General features: G+C 71.2%; 17 protein-coding genes and 1 pseudogene. 10 read left to right on the top strand and 8 right to left on the bottom strand.

The genetic code is table 11. From position 1 onward, the window contains the following. Positions 1–129 precede the first annotated feature (129 nt). Positions 130–1,002 (bottom strand): GNAT family N-acetyltransferase, encoded by an 873-nt coding sequence (locus CG723_RS43765; RefSeq protein WP_100599141.1) that lies wholly within the window; start codon positions 1,000–1,002, stop codon positions 130–132. A gap of 296 nt (positions 1,003–1,298) precedes the next feature. On the opposite strand from CG723_RS43765, the gene CG723_RS43755 reads away from it, so the two are divergent. From CG723_RS43755 to CG723_RS43725, 7 genes are all read left to right on the top strand, one after another. Next, on the top strand, positions 1,299–2,276 hold the full coding sequence (locus tag CG723_RS43755; RefSeq protein ID WP_100599147.1) for a DUF2797 domain-containing protein: 978 nt from the start codon (positions 1,299–1,301) through the stop codon (positions 2,274–2,276). Between the two features lie 198 nt (positions 2,277–2,474). After that, entirely contained in the window at positions 2,475–2,798 is a 324-nt protein-coding gene (locus CG723_RS43750; RefSeq protein ID WP_324907644.1) for an antibiotic biosynthesis monooxygenase family protein, read from the top strand. 127 nt (positions 2,799–2,925) lie between these two features. Continuing rightward, positions 2,926–3,765: an amidohydrolase family protein gene (locus CG723_RS43745; protein WP_234374847.1), complete on the top strand. Its 840-nt coding sequence runs from the start codon at positions 2,926–2,928 to the stop codon at positions 3,763–3,765. Between the two features lie 100 nt (positions 3,766–3,865). Then, entirely contained in the window at positions 3,866–4,615 is a 750-nt protein-coding gene (locus CG723_RS43740) for a response regulator transcription factor (protein WP_234374846.1), read from the top strand. Beyond that, positions 4,612–6,093, top strand: coding sequence for a sensor histidine kinase (locus CG723_RS43735; protein ID WP_100599136.1), 1,482 nt, complete (start codon positions 4,612–4,614; stop codon positions 6,091–6,093). The genes CG723_RS43740 and CG723_RS43735 overlap by 4 nt, the downstream gene beginning before the upstream one ends. Positions 6,094–6,119: 26 nt before the next feature. After that, a complete protein-coding gene (locus tag CG723_RS43730; RefSeq protein ID WP_100599135.1) occupies positions 6,120–7,457 on the top strand; it encodes a bifunctional glycosyltransferase family 2/GtrA family protein in 1,338 nt (445 codons plus the stop codon). Beyond that, positions 7,454–9,682: an ArnT family glycosyltransferase gene (locus CG723_RS43725; protein WP_100599134.1), complete on the top strand. Its 2,229-nt coding sequence runs from the start codon at positions 7,454–7,456 to the stop codon at positions 9,680–9,682. Before CG723_RS43730 ends, CG723_RS43725 begins: the two co-directional genes overlap by 4 nt. Here the strand turns inward: CG723_RS43725 and CG723_RS43720 are convergent. Next, positions 9,679–10,539: an endonuclease/exonuclease/phosphatase family protein gene (locus tag CG723_RS43720; protein ID WP_100599133.1), complete on the bottom strand. Its 861-nt coding sequence runs from the start codon at positions 10,537–10,539 to the stop codon at positions 9,679–9,681. The two genes, CG723_RS43725 and CG723_RS43720, sit on opposite strands and share 4 nt — an antisense overlap. Before the next feature lie 137 nt (positions 10,540–10,676). On the opposite strand from CG723_RS43720, the gene CG723_RS43715 reads away from it, so the two are divergent. Together CG723_RS43715 and CG723_RS43710 are read left to right on the top strand one after the other, a co-directional pair. Continuing rightward, positions 10,677–12,185 carry an MFS transporter gene (locus CG723_RS43715; protein WP_100599132.1) on the top strand — a complete coding sequence of 503 codons (1,509 nt, stop codon included), beginning with the start codon at positions 10,677–10,679 and terminating at the stop codon, positions 12,183–12,185. Between the two features lie 88 nt (positions 12,186–12,273). Next, a complete protein-coding gene (locus tag CG723_RS43710; RefSeq protein WP_100599131.1) occupies positions 12,274–13,059 on the top strand; it encodes a TetR/AcrR family transcriptional regulator in 786 nt (261 codons plus the stop codon). Between the two features lie 4 nt (positions 13,060–13,063). Here CG723_RS43710 and CG723_RS43705 read toward each other — a convergent pair. The 5 genes and pseudogenes from CG723_RS43705 to CG723_RS43685 form a co-directional block, all read right to left on the bottom strand. Beyond that, a pseudogene (locus tag CG723_RS43705) lies at positions 13,064–13,162 on the bottom strand (PPOX class F420-dependent oxidoreductase); the annotation flags it as partial. A 74-nt stretch (positions 13,163–13,236) separates the two neighbouring features. Beyond that, positions 13,237–13,707 carry a PPOX class F420-dependent oxidoreductase gene (locus tag CG723_RS43700; RefSeq protein WP_100599146.1) on the bottom strand — a complete coding sequence of 157 codons (471 nt, stop codon included), beginning with the start codon at positions 13,705–13,707 and terminating at the stop codon, positions 13,237–13,239. A gap of 37 nt (positions 13,708–13,744) precedes the next feature. Continuing rightward, on the bottom strand, positions 13,745–14,563 hold the full coding sequence (locus CG723_RS43695; RefSeq protein WP_100599130.1) for a YceI family protein: 819 nt from the start codon (positions 14,561–14,563) through the stop codon (positions 13,745–13,747). A 235-nt stretch (positions 14,564–14,798) separates the two neighbouring features. Continuing rightward, positions 14,799–17,336 (bottom strand): MFS transporter, encoded by a 2,538-nt coding sequence (locus tag CG723_RS43690; protein ID WP_100599129.1) that lies wholly within the window; start codon positions 17,334–17,336, stop codon positions 14,799–14,801. Between the two features lie 13 nt (positions 17,337–17,349). Then, a complete protein-coding gene (locus CG723_RS43685) occupies positions 17,350–17,844 on the bottom strand; it encodes a MarR family winged helix-turn-helix transcriptional regulator (RefSeq protein ID WP_100599128.1) in 495 nt (164 codons plus the stop codon). 174 nt (positions 17,845–18,018) lie between these two features. Here CG723_RS43685 and CG723_RS43680 point away from each other — a divergent pair, with 174 nt between their 5' ends. After that, complete coding sequence (locus tag CG723_RS43680) at positions 18,019–18,228, top strand: hypothetical protein (protein WP_100599127.1); 210 nt, start codon at positions 18,019–18,021, stop codon at positions 18,226–18,228. Positions 18,229–18,256: 28 nt separating this feature from the next. Here CG723_RS43680 and CG723_RS43675 read toward each other — a convergent pair whose 3' ends face one another. Beyond that, positions 18,257–19,048 (bottom strand): hypothetical protein, encoded by a 792-nt coding sequence (locus tag CG723_RS43675; RefSeq protein WP_100599126.1) that lies wholly within the window; start codon positions 19,046–19,048, stop codon positions 18,257–18,259. Positions 19,049–19,066: the final 18 nt, after the last annotated feature.

Raw genomic sequence — 19,066 nt, 5'->3', positions numbered from 1 at the left:
CCTCGAAGCGTCCGGAATGACCGTCGCTGACCGAACTGGCTAGAGCTACGGATCAGAAGGTTGCAGGTTCGAATCCTGCCGAGTGCACACAGGTGAGAGGCCCCCGGAGAGATCCGGGGGCCTCTCGCGTTATGCCCGTACGGCGGCGAAGTCGTACACGGCCCATTCGGTCAGTGGGACGTATCCGATTCGCTGGTAGAGGGCGTTGCTGGTGGCGTTGGCCGGGTTTGCGTACAGGGCGACCTCCTTGGCGCCTGCGGCCAGGGCGGCTCGGGTCACCTCGACCGTCACAGCGCCCGCGTAGCCGCGGCCGCGCAGGTGGGCCGGGGTGTAGACGGGGTCCACCCGGACCATGCCGCCGACCAGCGAGGTCATGCCGGCCATGGAGACCGGGGTGCCGTCAGGGGTCTCCCAGAACGTGTAGTGCTTGTCGCCGAAGCGGGTGCCGGCCCAGGTGTCGGCGTCGATGGTGACGTCTTCCCCGACGTCGGCGGCGAACTCACGGTGCCAGCGGAAGAGTTGCTCGCGGTCCTGCGCGCCCACGCGTCGGCCCCGGCCCGCCGGCACCGGCTCCGGTGGGGTGAGCGTGCCGAGGCGGTACAGACGGATCCGCGTGCTGAGTGTCGGCGTCGCGCCTGTGTGCCGCTGCCAGGCCTCGGCGAAAGCGGTGGAGGTGTCGTGGGCCGCGCTCACGGTGGGGAGTACGTGGCCGAGGCCGGCCAGGAGCTCGGCGAGGGCTTCGGCGTCCTCGGGGGCGAGAGGGGTGAGGCTCAGTGGACCGTGCTGGGTGAAGCGGTAGAAGACGGCACGGACCTCGCCCGCCCGCTCCAAGGTGCCGAAGGCGGGGGCATGCGCACGGTATGCCTCTGTGCCGAGTGCCCGCAGTTTCTCGGTCGACGTCAGCGGTGTGGTGTGCAGGGCGGGGCGTGAGCGCAGGAAGTCTCCGGCCCGGGCGAGAAAGTCGTCGATGTCTTCGGTGAGGTGCCAGTCGTACGGTCGCATGCCTCATGGTTTCCTATGTGCTCCCGCTCCGGCCAGAGCGTCAGGAGCCATGATCCCGATCGGTATGAGTGCGCAGGTCAGGCCGGCGGCCAGGAGTACGGCGGACAGGGCCTTGAACACCCTCCGGCGCTGGGCCCGGCAGGCGGCGAAGCCCGTGAAGGCGGCGATCACGAGGCACGGCAACGTGATGAAGAAGCCCGGCGCTGCGACGGTCCCCACCCCTGATCACGTCCCCGAACAGCAGGAACGTACCGCAGCCCCTGGCGATGTCAGTGCCCGGGAGTAGCGTCCTGAGCATGACGTGGTGGTGCACCGGGGTGCGGTGGCGGGTCGGGGGCGGGCCGGCGCTGGGGTGGTACGGGGAGGGGAAGGGGGAGCGCGAGAGTCCCCTCGCCTTCGGGGACGTGCTGGCTTTCCGGGCCGTGGGCGGGCGCAGATGTCTCGGGGTGTGGCGGGGCGGCCGGCGTACGCCGTGTCCGGCGGCGGCGGTGCTGTCCGGGCGGGGGACGCGCGCGCAGTGTGCCGAGTGCGCCGGGATCGACCGGGCGCACTCCGTTGCCGCGGACACCATGGCGGACGACCCGAGGCCGTACCACGTGTATCTCGCCTGGTTCGGGAGCGGGATGGTGAAGGTGGGCATCACGGGGGTCGGGCGGGGACCCGCCCGGCTGCTCGAACAAGGGGCCGTCGCGTTCACGTGGTTGGGGCGCGGGCCGCTGATGGCGGCGCGGCGGGCGGAGGAACTGCTGCGCAGCGCGCTCGGCGTTCCGGACCGGATTCCGTACGCGCAGAAGCGGGCCGTACGTGCGGCGCTGCCCCCGGCCGGTGAGCGGGCGGGGGAGCTGGCCAGGGCGCATGCCACGGCCGTCGCGCTCGCGGGGTGGCCCGAGTCGCTGGAGCGGCTGCCGTGCGAGGTGGTCGATCACGCGGAGGTCTTCGGGATCGAGGGCGGAGTGGACGGCGCGGCAGGCGGTGGGCGGCTCGGGGGCGTGGGGAGCGTCGTGAGCGAGTTGGTCGAGGGCGGGGTGGTCGTGGGGACGCTGGTCGCCGCCGCGGGGCCGGATCTGCATCTCGTGGAGCGAATGGGGTCTCCCCCGCTCGAGCGAAGCCGAGAGCTTGGGGAAGGGCGGCGGCTCGTGGTCGACACCCGGCTGCTCGGCGGGTGGCAGCTCGAGGCGTTGGGGAAGTCGGAGCGGGAGGCGGCGGACGTGGTGACCTCCGTGCCGGTGAAACCGGTGAAAGAGGCGCCCGCGCTGCAGGGTGGGTTGTTCTAGGGCTGTTCTGAGGCTGTTCCCGGAGGAGGCGCGAGGGGCGCCGGGCTTTGTCGACCGGATGGTCAAGTCTCGCTTCCCGTAGGGCAATGGGGGTGGACACCGTCCGTCGCCGCACCGCATCGTGAGGACATGAGTGATCACGGAGTAGCACCTGTCGGGCCGGAGGGCAGTTCCGGTCCCGCCAGTACCGTCCGGCCCGTGCCCGTCTTCGAACCGCCTTACTACGCCGCCGTGTTCACCTCGGTGCGCACGCCCGGAGACAACGGGTACGGGGCGACCGCCGAGCGGATGTCGGAGTTGGTCAGGGAGATACCGGGGTTCCTGGGGGAGGATTCCGCGGTCTCGGAAGGCGGGCTGCGGATCACTGTCGCCTACTTCCGGCACGAAGAAGGGCTCAAGGAGTGGGCCGGGAACGGGGAGCACCGGGAGGCCCAGCGGCGCGGGCGCGCCGAGTGGTACGAGAGCTACTCCCTCCATGTCGCCAAGGTCGAGCGGAGCCACGGATTTGAGCGCGGAGAGTAACGCGGAGAGTGACGCGGCGAACAGCGCGGAGAACAGCGCGGCGAACGGCGCGGAGGGCGGTGCGGATACCAGCACGGCCGGCGTCGGTGAGGCTGATCGGGTCGCCCGGTTCCGGGAGCGGCACGGCCTGGCCGGACTCGTCGACGTGCACACGCACTTCATGCCCGAGCGGGTCCTGAAGAAGGTGTGGGAGTACTTCGACGCGGCGGGGCCGCTGACCGGGATGGCCTGGCCCATCGCGTACCGGGAGGAAGAGGCGCAACGGCTCGCGCGGCTGCGGGAGTTCGGGGTCGAGGCCTTCACCTCCATGCTCTATCCGCACAAGACGGGCATGGCCGAGTGGCTCAACGGATGGGCGGTCGACTTCGCGCGCCGGACGCCCGGCTGTCTGCACACGTCGACGTTCTTCCCCGAGCCGGGCGTCGACCGGTACGTGCGCGAGGCCGTTGAGGCGGGCACGCGCGTTTTCAAGGCGCATGTGCAGGTCGGGGCGTACGACCCGAATGACGAACTGCTCGACCCCGTGTGGGGGATGCTCGCCGAGGCCCGTGTTCCCGTGGTCATGCACTGCGGCTCCGGGCCCGCCCCCGGCAAGCACACCGGGCCCGAGCCCGTCGCCCGGCTGCTCGCCCGGCATCCGCGGCTGCCGGTGATCGTGGCCCACATGGGGATGCCCGAGTACACGGACTTTCTCGACCTGGCCGAGCGGTACGGGGAGGTGCGCCTCGACACGACGATGGCGTTCACCGACTTCAGTGAGCGTTTTTCCCCGTTCCCGCGCGCAGAGCTCGCCCGGCTCGCCGATCTCGGGGACCGGATCCTGCTGGGCACCGACTTCCCCAACATTCCGTACCCCTATGTCCACCAGCTGGAGGCCCTGGAGCGGCTCGGTCTCGGGGAGGAGTGGCTGCGGGCCGTGTGCCACGGGAACGGGGTACGGCTGTTCGGCCTTGACCCCTTGGCGTAACCCCTTGGTCTGACGCTCCTGAGAGACCGCTGTGCGTTTCTCAGGGAATTCACAGGTTGTCGAAAGCCGGTTCTCAGAGCGGGCGCGCAGGGTGTGCAACATGACCGCGACCTCGCCCCAGGGGCGTACCGAACTGCTGAGGCCGGACGGGACCCCCGTCCGGGTCCTCGTCGTGGACGACGAACAGGCGATCACCGAGCTGCTCTCCATGGCCCTGCGTTACGAGGGCTGGCAGATCCGCAGTGCCGGGGACGGGATGGGCGCGGTGCAGACCGCGCGCGAGTTCCGGCCCGACGCCATCGTGCTCGACATGATGCTGCCCGACATGGACGGCCTGTCCGTGCTCGGCCGGCTGCGGCGCGAGCACCAGGACGTGCCGGTGCTGTTCCTGACCGCGAAGGACGCCGTCGAGGACCGGATCGCCGGGCTCACGGCCGGCGGCGACGACTATGTGACCAAGCCGTTCAGCCTGGAGGAGGTCGTCGCCCGGCTGCGCGGACTCATCCGCCGCTCGGGCGCCGCCGACCGGCGCAGCGAGTCCGTGCTCGTCGTGGGTGACCTGACGCTCGACGAGGACAGCCACGAGGTGTCGCGCGGCGGGGACGGCATCCATCTGACCGCCACCGAGTTCGAGCTGCTCCGCTATCTGATGCGCAACCCGCGCCGGGTCCTCAGCAAGGCGCAGATACTGGACCGCGTCTGGAGCTACGACTTCGGCGGCCAGGCCAACGTCGTGGAGCTGTACATCTCGTACCTGCGCCGGAAGATCGACGCCGGGCGCGAGCCGATGATCCACACGCGGCGCGGCGCCGGATATCTCATCAAGCCCGCAGTGCCTGTCGCGTCATGAGCGGACGGCGGCAGCCGCGCAGCCTGCGCAAGCGGCTCGTCATCACGGCTGTCGCGCTGATCGCCCTGGTGTGCGCGGTCATCGGAACGGTGACCACCATCGCGCTGCACACCTATCTGTACGACCAGCTCGACAAGCAGGTGCGCGGCGCGGTCGTCCAGTCCACCGGCGGACCCGGTCCGGAGCGGCAGGCGCAGAACCTGAACTTTCTCGGCGGTCCGAGCAGGCCGGGCACCATCGGCGCCCTCGTCGAGTCCGACGGAAGCGTCACCGAGGCCGCGAAGAGCGTCGCCGACCGGGACAACCCGGTCGTCCCGCTGACGGACGCGCAGATCACCGCGCTGGAGAGCGTGCCGCAGGACGGGGGGACGCACAGCGTCAGCGTGCCCGGACTCGGCGACTACCGGATCTCCTCGAAGCCGGGCGGCAACACCATGGTCGGCCTGCCCGAGACCGAGGTGCAGGACACCCTCAGCACCCTCATCGTCGTCGAGGTCAGCGTCACCGCGGCCGGTCTCGTCGCCGCGTCCCTCGCCGGCGCCGCCATGGTCGGCGTCGCCCTGCGGCCCCTGCGCCGCGTCGCGTCCACCGCGACCCGCGTCTCCGAACTCCCCCTGCACAGCGGCGAAGTGGCCCTCCACGAACGGGTCCCCGACACCGAGGCCGACCCGCGCACCGAGGTCGGCCAGGTCGGCGCCGCCCTCAACCGCATGCTCGACCATGTGAACGGAGCGCTGGAGGCGCGCCAGCAGAGCGAGACGCGCGTCCGCCAGTTCGTCGCGGACGCCAGCCATGAGCTGCGTACGCCCCTCGCCTCGATCCGCGGATACGCCGAACTCACCCGGCGCGGCCGCGAGGAGACCGGGCCCGACACCCGGCACGCGCTGGGCCGTATCGAGTCCGAGGCCCACCGCATGACCGGACTCGTCGAGGATCTGCTGCTGCTCGCGCGGCTCGACTCCGGCCGCCCCCTGTCGTACGAGGCGACCGACCTGTCGCCGCTGGTCGTGGACGCGCTGAGCGATGCCCGCGCGGCGGGCCAGGACCACGCGTGGCGGCTCGAACTGCCCGACGACCCCGCCCTCGTGCTCGCCGACGGGCAGCGCATCCATCAGGTGCTCGTGAACCTCCTGGCCAACGCCCGTACGCACACGCCGCCGGGCACCACCGTGACCGCGCGCGTGCACCGGCAGGGGCCGTGGGTCTGCCTGGACGTGCAGGACAACGGACCGGGCATCCCGCCCGAGCTGCTCCCGCACGTCTTCGAGCGGTTCGCGCGCGGCGACACCTCACGCTCCCGGGCCCACGGCTCGACCGGTCTCGGCCTCGCCATCGTGCAGGCCGTCGCGGCCGCGCACGGCGGCGCGGTGACCGTCGACAGCGTGCCCGGCCGGACCGTTTTCACCGTCCATCTGCCGGCCTGTGGCGAACCCGTCACGCACTCACAGGCGGGCCACAGTCTCACCACACTGGCCTGACAGGGCAGTTGGCGAATGTCGGTGTCATGCGAACCGACTCTTCTCCGGGCACCGACCCCTCCCTGGGGGTGCTGCCGGCACGGGAGCACCTCCCGGCCGGCGTGGGCGATGCACCGGTTCTGGACGTAGTGATCCCGGTCTACAACGAGGAGCGGGACCTCGGTCCCTGCGTGCGCAGGCTGCACCGGCACCTCGTCGGGACCTTCCCCTACCGCTTCCGCATCACGATCGCGGACAACGCGTCCACCGACGCGACCCCGGACGTCGCCGCCTCCCTGGCGGCCGCGCTCCCCGAGGTCCGGCACGCCCGCCTGGAGCAGAAGGGCCGCGGGCGCGCCCTGCGCACCGTCTGGTCCGCGTCCGACGCGCCCGTCCTCGCCTACATGGACGTCGACCTGTCCACCGACCTCAACGCGCTGCTCCCGCTGGTCGCGCCGCTCATCTCGGGCCACTCGGACCTGGCGATCGGCTCGCGCCTCGCGCGCAGTTCACGCGTCGTGCGCGGGCCGAAGCGCGAGTTCATCTCGCGTGCCTACAACCTGATCCTGCGCGGCTCCCTCCAGGCCCGCTTCTCCGACGCCCAGTGCGGCTTCAAGGCGATCCGGCGCGATGTGGCGCGGGTCCTGCTGCCGCTCGTCGAGGACACCGGCTGGTTCTTCGACACCGAGATGCTCGTCCTCGCCGAGCGGGCCGGGCTGCGTATCCACGAGGTGCCGGTCGACTGGGTCGACGACCCGGATTCGACGGTGCACATCGTGAAGACGGCCACCGACGACCTCAAGGGCGTGTGGCGCGTTGGCCGGGCGCTCGCGGTGGGCGCGCTCCCCCTGGACCGGCTCGCCCGCCCCTTCGGCGACGACCCGCGCGACCGCCAGGTCCCGGGCGTGCCCCGGGGACTGGCCCGCCAACTGGTCGGCTTCTGCGTCGTGGGCGCCCTGTCGACCCTCGTCTATCTGCTCCTCTACTCCGGATTCCGTACGTTCACGGGGTCACAGGTCGCCAACGCGCTGGCCCTGCTCGTCTCGGCCGTCGCCAACACGGCCGCCAACCGGCGCCTCACCTTCGGCGTCCGCGGCCGCGACCGGGCCGTCCGCCACCAGGCGCAGGGCCTCGTCGTGTTCGCGATCGGGCTCGCCCTGACCAGCGGCTCGCTCGCCGCGCTCGGCGCCGCCTCCGCGGACCCGGCGCACTCCACGGAACTCGCGGTGCTCGTCGCCGCCAACCTCGCGGCGACGGTGCTGCGCTTCCTGCTCTTCCGGGCCTGGGTGTTCCCCGAGCCGCCCCCCGCTGCGTCGCTGCCCGTACCCGGTGCGCCGGACGCCTCCCGACCTACGTACGACCACGAACTGAGGACCGGACGATGACCCTGCCCCACCTCCCCGCCGACGCACCCGCGCTGCCACCGCCCACGGCCGCACCGGCCGTTCAGGGCCAGGGGCACGGCCGCCCCAAGCAGCCCCCGCTCACCCGGGTCTGGCGCGGCCGGGACGACGACCCGCGCTGGGCGCGCCCCGCGTTCCTCGGTCTGCTGCTCGTCGTGGCGCTCGCCTACCTGTGGAACCTGAGCGCCTCCGGCTACGCCAACTCGTTCTACTCCGCGGCCGTGCAGGCCGGGAGCCAGAGCTGGAAGGCGATGTTCTTCGGCTCGCTCGACTCGGCCAACGCCATCACCGTCGACAAGCCCCCGGCGTCGCTGTGGCCGATGGCGCTCTCGGTGCGGATCTTCGGCCTCAGCTCCTGGGCGATCCTCGTCCCGCAGGTCCTGATGGGCGTGGCGACGGCGGGCGTCCTGTACGCGGCCGTGCGTCGCCGGTTCAGCGCGGCGGCCGGGCTGCTCACCGTGGTGGCGTTCGCGCTGACGCCCGTCGCCGCCCTGATGTTCCGCTTCAACAACCCGGACGCCCTGCTGGCGCTCCTGATGACCGTCACGGTCTACTGCGTCCTGCGCGGCATGGAGAACGGCCGGACGAAGTGGCTGGTGTGGGCGGGCGTCGCCGTCGGCCTCGCCTTCCTCGCGAAGACCCTCCAGGCGTTCCTGATCCTGCCGCCGCTGGCCGTCCTGTACGCGGTGTTCGCGCCGGGCAGGCCGCTCAAGCGGATCGGACAGCTGCTGCTGTCCGGACTCGCGATGGTCGTCGCGGGCGGCTGGTGGGTCGCGGTCGTGGAGCTGTGGCCCGCGTCCTCGCGCCCGTACATCGGCGGCTCCCAGAACAACTCGTTCCTTGAACTGACCTTCGGCTACAACGGGCTCGGCCGGATCAACGGCGAGGAGACCGGCAGCGTCGGCGGCGGCGGTGGCGGAATGGGCGGCGGCGGCAGCCAGTGGGGCGAGACCGGCATCGACCGGATGTTCAACTCCGAGATCGGCAGCCAGATCTCCTGGCTCCTGCCGGCCGCGCTGTTGCTGCTCATCGCCGGTGTCGTCGTCACGTGGAAGGCACGGCGGACCGACACGGCACGCGCCGCGTTCCTCGCGTGGGGCGGCTCGCTGGTGATGACCATGGTCGTCTTCAGCTTCATGGCCGGGATCTTCCACCAGTACTACACGGTGGCCCTCGCCCCCTACGCGGCCGCGCTCGTCGGCATGGGCGCGACCGTACTGTGGGAAGAGCGGGCCAGGTTCACGGCGTCCGCGGCGCTCGGCATCACGGTGGCGGTGACGGCCGTGTGGTCGTACGTCCTGCTGAACCGGACGCCCGACTATCTGCCGTGGCTGCGCTGGGTGATCCTCGTCGGCGGCGTCGGGGCGGGCCTCGGCCTGGCCGTCGCGGGCCGGCTGAACCGGCAACTGGCGCTCGGCGCCGCCGGTGTGGGCCTCGTGGCCGCACTGGCCGGGCCGACCGCGTACACCATCAGCACGCTCGACACCGGGCACAGCGGGTCGATCGTGACGGCCGGTCCTGCCGGGGCGAGCATGATGGGCGGCCGGGGCGGGGGCCCCGGTGGCGGTGACGGCGGGATGCGCGGCGGCGGGATGCAGCCGCCCGGCCAGGGGCAGCAGAACGGCCAGGGCCAGCAGGCCGGCGGCGGGCAGGGCCAGCAGGGTGGCGGCATGGGCCAGCCCCCGACCGGCGGCATGCCCGGCCAGGGCCAGGGCCAGGGCCAGGGTCAGAACCAGGGCCAGGGCACCGGAAACGGCAAGCAGCAGGGAACAGGCACCGGCACCCTCCCCGGCGGCGCCCGCACGGGCGAGCGCGGTGGCATGGGAGGCGGCGGTGGCATGGGCGGCCTGCTCAACGGCGCCCAGGTCAGCGCCAAGGCCAAGGCCCTCGTCGAGAAGAACGCGGACGACTACACCTGGGCCGCCGCGGCCATCGGCTCGCAGAACGCGGCGAGCTACCAGCTCTCCACCGGGAAGCCCGTCATGGCGATCGGCGGCTTCAACGGCAGTGACCCGTCCCCGACGCTCGCCCAGTTCAAGAGCTACGTCGAGGACGGGAAGATCCACTACTTCATCGGTGGCGGCATGGGCGGGATGGGCGGCGGCAGCGGCTCCGCCTCGAAGATCCAGTCCTGGGTCGAGAAGAACTACACGAAGGTCACCGTGGGCAGCGCGACCTTCTACGACCTGACGAAGCCCAAGAGCTAACGGCTCTTGCGCGTCAGCGCCAGATCGGCGACAACCGGGCGGTGGTCCGAGGCGAGAGTCTCGGCCACCGCCGCGTCGCGTACCCGGACCCCCTCGCCCACGGCGACGTAGTCGATCCGCTTGACCGGATCCGCCGCCGGGAAGGTGTTCGCCCCCGGGTCGGCGGGCGTCAGTTCCTTCCACAGCGGTGCGAGTTCGGGCGCGTCCGGCGCGGCGTTGAAGTCGCCGAGCAGGATCTGGCGGTCCGTGGGCGACGTACGTTCCGCGGCCATGATCCTGCGCGTGTCGGCGACCTGTGCGGCCCGTACCGAGGGGTCGGACCGGTAGTCGAGGTGCGTCACGAACACCTGGACCGGCACCCCGCGCACCTTCAGCTCGACCTCCCCGAAGCCGGGCGCGGGCGCAGGAACCGGGTTCGGGTCCTGCGTCGACAGGCGGGTGATCTCGTGGTTGGCGGCGCCGCGGACCGGATACCGGGACAGAACCGCGACCCCGTACTCGCGGCGCGGCCCTCCCTCCTCGACCGGGTCGAGGCTGTATATCGGCGCGAACGACACATGCATCCCGAGCCGGTCCGCCAACTCCTCGGCCAGATCCCGGTTCTGGCTGCGGGCGTCCCAGTGGACGTCGACCTCCTGGAGCCCGATCACATCGGCGTGCAGGGCGCGCAGCGCCGCCTCCTGCCGGTCGAGATCGAAGACGTTGTCCATGCCGGAACCGGCGTGGATGTTGTACGTGGCGATGCGCAGCGGGACGGGTGGCGGTCCCCCGGCGGCCTGCGCGGGCGGCGCGGCGGCGAGTCCCCCCAACAGCCCGGCGGCGAGCAGAACATGCGGTGTGCGGCGGTGCTTGGACATCCGACCCCTCACTCATCAGGTTTCAGCGGGAGAACGCTAGCGGGTGTCCGGCGTCGAAAAGTGACTTGGCCGCCGCGCGGGGACGGCTATACGGTGTACGACGTCACTCGACATACACCGTATAGGGGAATCCGAACATGACGGCGACGACCGCCGAGAACTCAACGGCCGCCACCGGCGGCGGCCACCCGCAGCGCTGGCTGATCCTCGGCGTCATCTGCCTCGCCCAGCTCACCGTGCTGCTCGACAACACCGTCCTGAACGTGGCGATCCCCTCCCTCACCCGGGAGCTGGACGCCTCGACCTCCGACATCCAGTGGATGATCAACGCGTACTCGCTGGTCCAGTCGGGTCTGTTGCTCACCGCGGGCAGCTCCGCCGACCGCTACGGGCGCAAGAAGATGCTCGCGGCCGGGCTCGTCCTGTTCGGCGCCGGATCGCTGGTCGCCGGCCTCGCCCAGTCCACCGGGCAGTTGATCGCCGCGCGCGCCGGCATGGGCATCGGCGGCGCGCTCCTGATGACCACCACGCTCGCAGTCGTCGTGCAGATCTTCGACGACAAGGAACGGGTCAGGGCGATCGGACTGTGGGCCACCGTGAACTCCCTCGGCTTCGCCGCGGGCCCGCTCATCGGCGGCGTCATGCTCGACCACTTCTGGTGGGGCGCGATCTTCCTCATCAACATCCCGGTCGCGGTGATCGGCCTGATCGCGGTCATCGCGCTCGTCCCCGAGTCCAAGAACCCGCTCGGCGACCGCCCCGACCTGGTCGGCGCGCTCCTGTCCACGGTCGGTATGACGGGCGTGGTCTACGCGATCATCTCGGGCCCGCAGCACGGCTGGACGTCCGCGCACGTCGGCATCTCCGCGCTGGTCGGCCTCGTGGTCCTGGGCGCGTTCGTCGTGTGGGAGCTGCGCATCCCCTATCCGATGCTGGACATGCACTTCTTCCGCAACCAGCAGTTCACCGGCGCCGTCGCCGGCGCGATCCTGGTCGCCTTCGGCATGGGCGGCTCGCTCTTCCTGCTCACCCAGCATCTCCAGTTCGTGCTCGGTTACGGGGCCCTGGAGGCCGGTCTGCGCACGGCGCCGATGGCCCTGACGGTCGTCGTCCTCAACCTCACCGGCGTCGGTGCGCGCATCCTGCCGAAGCTCGGCACCCCCGCGACCATCGCCACCGGCATGTCGTGCCTCGCGGCCGGTCTCGCCGCGATCGCCCTGCTCGGCGGGGACTCGTACGGGGGCATGCTGCTCGGCCTCGTCGTGATGGGCGCGGGCATCTCCATCGCCATGCCCGCCATGGCGAACGCCATCATGAGCGCGATCCCGCCGGAGAAGGCGGGCGTCGGCGCCGGAGTCAACGGCACGCTCGCCGAGTTCGGCAACGGTCTAGGCGTGGCCGTCCTCGGCGCCGTGCTGAACTCCCGGTTCGCCGCGCTCGTATCCGTCTCCGCGGCCTCGCTCCCGGCGGCGCTCGCCGCGGCGAAGTCGGGGGCGGAGCGGGAGCGGATCGCCGACGCGTTCTCCTCGGGTCTGGAGACCAGCCAGCTGGTCGGCGCGGTCGCCGTGCTCGTCGGCGGCCTGCTGGCCGCGGCGTTGCTCAGGAGGGCGGAGCGGGCAGACTCAGCGGTGAAGGCCGCGGCGTAGCTGCACTTAGCATCGGTGGCAGCGGACCGGGCCGTTCCGGTCCGCTGCCGGAACCGGGGCCGGTACGAGGACTTTGGGAAGGTGCGCCATGGCGAAGGCAGCCGACCGTGCGGGGCGTCCGGCGCGGACGAGCGTCTGGCTGGAGGGCAAGACGCAGCGTACCCGCAGGAGCGAGGCGCCCAGCACGCTCGACCGGGAGCGGATCACCGCGGCCACGGTGAGACTCCTCGACGCGGAGGGCCTCGCCAAGTTCTCGATGCGGCGCCTCGCGGCCGAGCTCGGCGTGACCGCGATGTCCGTCTACTGGTACGTCGACACCAAGGACGACCTCCTGGAGCTGGCCCTCGACCGCGTCTTCGGCGAGATGGAACTGCCCGAGCCCGCGGCGCCCGACGGCGACTGGCGCACCCCGCTGAGGCAGCTCGCCGGGGTGTACCGCGCGAGCCTGGTGCGCCACCCCTGGACCTCCCCGCTGACGGGCCACTTCCTCAACATCGGCCCGCACTCGCTGGCGTTCTCGCGCCAGGTGCAGCGCATCATCGAGGACACCGGCCTCACCCTGCAGGGCCAGCGGGGCGCGATCGCCGCCGTCTTCCAGTTCGTGTACGGGTACGGGACCATCGAGGGCCACTTCGTGCAGCGCTGCGCGGATGCCGGGATGACCCAGGACGAGTACTACCACCACGCGATGGGCGCCTTCGGCGAACTGGCCCCGGAAATGGCCGAGGACTACGAGAACGCGCGGGTGCTGATGGCGGGCACCGAGGGGCACAAGGTGGAGGACATCCGCGAGGCCGACTTCCAGATCGCGCTCGATCTGCTGGTGGCCGGCATCGACACGATGGTCGCGGCCCAGCGGAATGCCTCCGGCTAGAACCTCACGCGAGATGTGCCGGGAATCCGCCGGTCGCGACGGGTCCCCATCGCTCCGGTGTGATCCGGATGATGGACTTGCCCTGCTTGAGCATCGCGGCGCGGGCCCCTCTTTTTTGCGTCCCTCGCACTGCTTCGCAGGCTTCGGGGCGCTGCGTCGGACTGCGTCCGTCGGTCTTTACTCGCTCGGGGCGAGATGTGCCGGGAATCCGCCGGTCGCCACGGGTCCCCATCGCTCCGGTGTGATCCGGATGATGGACTTGCCCTGCTTGAGCATCGCGGCGCGGTATTCGTCCCAGTCCGGGTGTTCGCCCGAGATGTTGCGGAAGTACTCGACCAGCGGTTCCACCGAGTCGGGCGAGTCGATGACCTCCGCGGTGCCGTCGATCTGGACCCACGGTCCGTTCCAGTCGTCGCTCAGGATGACCACGCTCACCTGCGGATTCCGCTTGGCGTTACGGGTCTTGGCGCGTTCGGGATAGGTGGAGACGACGATCCGCCCGGAGTCGTCGACCCCGCAGGTCAGGGGGGAGGCCTGCGGGGTTCCGTCGGCGCGGGCGGTCAGCAGGAGCGCGCGGTGGCGCGGGCGGACGAAGTCGAGCAACTCGTCCAGGGAGACACGGGTGTTGGTCGCGATGCTGGGTGCCATGTCCAGCACCCTACGACTTGAACCGTGCTCGAACCTCTCATACCTGCGGCAGCGCGTCCCCCTGCACGGCCTGGATGTCCAGCTCCACCTTCAGCGTCGTGCCGATCGCGGAGATGCCCGCCTGGACGACCTGGTTGTAGTTCATCGCGAAGTCCTCGCGCTTCAGCTCGGTCGTCGCCCGGAACGCCGCCCGGGTGCCGCCCCACGGGTCCGCGCCCGTGCCGAGGTAGCTGAGGTTCAGGTCCACGGGCCGTACGACACCGTGCAGCGTCAGTTCGCCGTGCACCGTCCAGCGGTCGGACCCGGCCGGCTCCAGGCCGGTCGAGCGGAACGTGATCTCCGGGAACGTCTCGACGTCCAGGAAGTCGGGCGTCTTCAGGTGCCCGTCCCGCATGCCGTTGCCCGTGTCGATGGAGGACGCCTTGATGACCGCCTCCACCCGCGACTTCTCCACGTCCTGGGCGATCTCGATGCGCCCGCCGAACTCCGTGAACCGGCCGTGCACGCTCGAAATGCCGAGATGCTGCGCGACCGCGCCCACGGAGGAGTGCACCGGGTCGATCGTCCACGGCCCGGGCGGCGGCAGTTCGGCGCCGCCCTGCCGGGCGAGGACCACCGTGCCGACGTCGGCACGGCCGCTCGCCGTCACCATCGCCGTGGACGCCGTCGGCGCGTAACCGACCGCCGTCACGATCACCACGTACGGGCCCGGGGTCAGGGTCACCGCGTCGTGCACGGCCCCCTCGTCGTCGGCCTCGGCCCGCAGCACCTGCGCACCCGTCATGTCGGTCACCGTCACGACGGCGTGCGGCAGAGCCCATCCGTCCCTGGTACGGATCCGCGCGCTCAGTCCCATGCTTCTCCCTTGCGCCGGAATACCGGCGCCGCTCTCGCGGGCGTGGTCGCCCGCCGCTGGGGTCCTCGAATTGATGGCCGAGGCCCCTTTGGTCGATGGCCCGTAAACGGGCCGGACCCCGGTCCGGTGGCGGCCGGCCGTCCCCTGCCGTAGTGCCGCCACCGGTTCCGGGGTCCTTTTCCCACTACCGGGCCGGGGCACGTCTCCGCTCGAAGCGCGCCCCGGCCCGGGGTCGTCACTCGCCGGGGTGGGCGAGCTCGATGTCGTGGCCCTCGGCGCCGCCGCCGTTGACCGTCAGACCGGTGGCCACCGGCGGGTAGCCGGTCGCGATGACCGTGTACTCGCCGCTGTCCAGGTCGGTGAAGGCGTACGCGCCGTCGTGACCGGTCGTCGCCGTGGCGACCACGTTGCCCGCCGCGTCGACGAGCGTGACCCGCGCGTCGTTCAGCGCACCGCCCGCGGCCCGGACCACACCGGCGACCTGCGCACCGGAGTGCAGCTCGATCTCGACCCGGGTGACCCCGGTGCCGCCGACCTCGACGGGCAGTGCGAGCGGACGGTGGCCCGCCGCGTTGACCGCGACGGTCACGGCGCCCGGGACCAGCTCGGCGAAGGTGAACTCGCCCTGCTCGCCGGAGAGTCCGGTGGCCAGGACGTCACCGCGGACGTCGGTCACGATGACCATGGCGCCGGGGACCGGCAGCTTGCTGTCCACGGATTTCACGACGCCGCTCAGGCCGCTGGTGCCGCTGAGCAGGATGTCGTACGCGACCGGCTCCTCGCCGACGACGACCGTGGAGGCCTGCGGCTGGTAGCCGTCGGCCGAGGCGATCAGGACGTACGAACCGGCGCCGGGGGCGTCGAGGCCGTAGGCGCCGTCGCCCTGGGAGACCGCGCGGCCCAGCTGGCGTCCGCCGAGCGAGATCAGCGTGACCGCCGCCCGCGGGACCGGGGCGCTCTCGGAGCCGCGGACGAAGCCGCGGACCGGGGTGCCGCCACCGGTGGACGCCGTCGCCGGGACACTGCCCGCCGTCGTGGCGACCGCTTGGAGACGCTGGGTCGAGCCGTCCGAGGAGGGCGCCGAGACCGCGGCCGCCATGGCCGGAACGAGCTCCTCCGTCTCGGGAGCACCGGCAACCGCGGCCACAGGCGCTCCAGACTCGGACTCGGCGGCCGGAACAGCCTGGGAGTTCGAGGTACGCAGGGGAATCTCCTTGATGAACAGCGTGGCGATGAGCGCGAGCAGCGCGATCGGGGCGGCGATCAGGAACACGTCCGCGATGCCGTGCCCGTACGAGCTCTCCATGATCGTGCGCAGCGGCGCGGGGAGCTTGTCGAGATCCGGGATGGCGCCGCCGCCGGTGCCGCCGTGGCCCAGGGCAGCGCCCTTGGGGCCGAGGTCGGTGAGGCCGTCCTTGACGTAGTGCGTGATGCGCGTGGCCATGATCGAACCGAGCGCCGAGACACCCATCGCACCACCGAGGGAGCGGAAGAAGGTGACCGTGGAGCTGGCCGAACCGATGTCCTCCGGAGCGACCTGGTTCTGGGTGCAGAGCACGAGGTTCTGCATCATCATGCCGATGCCGAGACCCATGAGGGCCATGTAGATCGCGACGTGCCAGTAGGCGGTGTCGTAGCGGATCGTGCCGAGCAGGCCTAGGCCCGCCGTGATGAGCACGCCGCCGGAGACCAGCCACGCCTTCCACTTGCCGGTCTTGGTGATGACCTGGCCCGCGACGGTCGACGAGATGAACAGGCCGCCGATCATCGGGATCGTCATGACACCGGACATCGTCGGCGACTTGCCGCGCGCCAGCTGGAAGTACTGCGAGAAGAACACGGTGCCCGTGAACATCGCGACACCCACGAAGAGCGAGGCGATCGAGGCGAGCGTGATGGTGCGGTTGCGGAAGAGCCGCAGCGGGATGATCGGCTCCGCGGCCTTGGTCTCCACGAAGATGAAGATCAGCGCGAGGACGACAGCGCCGCCGACCATCGCGCCGGTCTGCCACGACAGCCAGTCGTACTTGTCGTCGGCGAAGGTCACCCACAGGAGCAGGGTGCAGACCGCGGCGGTGATGAAGAAGGCACCGGCCCAGTCGACCTTCACGTTGTCCCGCTTGACCACGGGGAGCTTCAGCGTCTTCTGCAGAACGATGAGCGCGATGATCGCGAACGGCACACCGACGTAGAAGCACCAGCGCCAGCCGAGCCACGAGGTGTCGGTGATGACGCCGCCGAGCAGCGGGCCGCCGACGGTGGCGACGGCGAAGGTCGCACCGAGGTAGCCGGAGTAACGGCCCCGCTCACGCGGGGAGATCATCGCGGCCATGACGATCTGCGCGAGGGCGGACAGACCGCCGACGCCGATGCCCTGCACCACGCGGCAGGCGATCAGCATGGTCGGGCTCTGCGAGAGGCCGGCCACGACCGAGCCGCCCACGTAGACGATCAGGGCTATCTGTACGAGGGCCTTCTTGCTGAAGATGTCGGCGAGCTTGCCCCACAGGGGAGTCGTCGCGGTCATCGCGAGCAGCGAGGCGGTGACGACCCAGGTGTAGGCGGACTGGCCGCCGCCCAGGTCGCCGACGATCTCGGGAAGCGCGTTGGTGACGATCGTCGACGACAGGATCGCGACGAACATGCCGAGCAGCAGCCCGGACAGCGCCTCCATGATCTGCTTGTGCGTCATGGGAGTGCCGCTGCCGGGGGCGGCTGCGCCTCCATGCTTGGCGTGGCTGCCCCGCACACCTGCTGGTGTGGTTGTTGCCATGGGGTTCCTTTACTTACGCGGGTGTACGGGTGGTCTCTTCGGTGGCATCCGGAAGTGCCTGCGCGAGTCGCGGCGTGTATCGGCAGTCGCCGAAGCTGTCGCGGAGCCGGCTCATCATCGCGATCAGCTGCCCGACCTCGTCGTCGGACCAGTCGCTCAACCGGTAGGCGAGCAGTTCGGTCGAACGCTCGGAGAGCAGCTCGATCTGCTTCGCGCCCTGGTCGGTGAGGCTGAGGATGCGGGAGCGCTTGTCGGCGGGGTCGGGCGACCGGTCGATCCAGCCGCGTTCGGCGACGTGCGCCACGTGGCGGCTGGTCACGGACATGTCTACGGCGAGCAGTTCCGCCAGGCGGCTCATCCGCATCTCGCCGTACTGGCCGAGAAGCATGAGGACCGCGGCCGAACCGGCCGGACAGTCGTGCGGCAGGGACCGCGCGAGGTCTCGTTTGACGGCACCGAAGGCACTGAACTGTCGGGCGAGCTGTTCGTACTGACTCTGCTCGGCCACGGCACCTCCTACGTTCGTTGCTTAGGGCAACCATAGAGACAGTTGGTTGCCGCAGGCAAACGAAAAGGGGTGTACGAGCCTAAAAACCCGGTAAAGGGGAGGGGTTGCACATGTAAAGCCGCAGCTCAGCGTGGGTGTGGCGTCGCCCGCACGTATTCGCTAGGGTCCTTCCCCATGGCACACAACCCCCAGGGCCCGGCCCCCGAAGGCAACTACGACCCCGCGGGGAGCACCCAGATGTTCCGCGCCTTCGTCGACGAACCTGCCTCGCCGTCGCGCCAGCAGGCCGCCCCGGCGAAGTCGGGACCCGGCGCCGGTCTGATTCTCGGCATCGTGCTCGCCGTCGTCATCGTGGCCGGCGTGGCCTGGCTGGCCCTCAAGTAGGTCATCGCGGCTCTCGCGCGAGAGCCGTTCACTTCCATTTGACGGAGACGTCCCGCGTCTCCACGTGCATGCCGAGCGGCACCCGCCAGGCGTCGACACACACCGTCCAGGTCTTCTTCTTCCGCTTCCCCGCGTCGATCGGCACGGGGAGGTCCTGGGTGGACTCGACGGTGGCCCAGTCGATGCCGAGGGCGCCGATGATGTGCGTCCCGAACGTCACCGTGCCCGAACGCACCGCGGTACCACCGGTGTTGACCATGTCCAGGGTGACGTCCTCGCACCACCGCTTGTCCGCGGCCTCGCGCTCCGGGTCCCCGACCTTCAGGGCGGCGGGCCCGCTCGGGGTCCCGGTGTCCGGGGCGGACGGCGTGGTCGTCGACCCGCCGCCGGGACTGCCGCCGGCGGAGCCGCCCGCGCCGGAGCCGCCGGTGGACGGCGACCCGGACCCGTCGGGCCCCGGCGCCTCGGACGCCCCGGAGCCACCGTCGGTACGTGCTTCGGCTCCGGCGCCCGTGTCTCCTGAACTGCCGTCGCCACCGGGGGACTTGCCGCCGCCGCCTTCGGCGCCGCCCGTCCCGCCCTCCGACGGAACCGGCGGATCCGGGTCGGCCCCGTCCAGCGGCACCAGCTCCACATCACCGGTCGGCGCCACCGTGCGCCCCGGCGTCCGCTCGGGCGTGGCACCGGCCGCGCCGACCGCCACATAACCGTCACCGCCGCCGGAACTCCCGCACGCCGCAAGGAGACCGCCCAGGCAGACCACGGCCGCCGTCGCACCCGTCAGGGCGCCTCGGCGGCCGCGTATCGATGCTCGTCGCATCGCGTCAGTGTGTCTGAC

The sequence above is a fragment of the Streptomyces sp. CB01635 genome (assembly GCF_002803065.1).
GTDB lineage: Bacteria > Actinomycetota > Actinomycetes > Streptomycetales > Streptomycetaceae > Streptomyces.
Note: the sequence above shows the minus strand (reverse complement) of the source record. Positions and strands in the feature narration are given on the sequence as shown.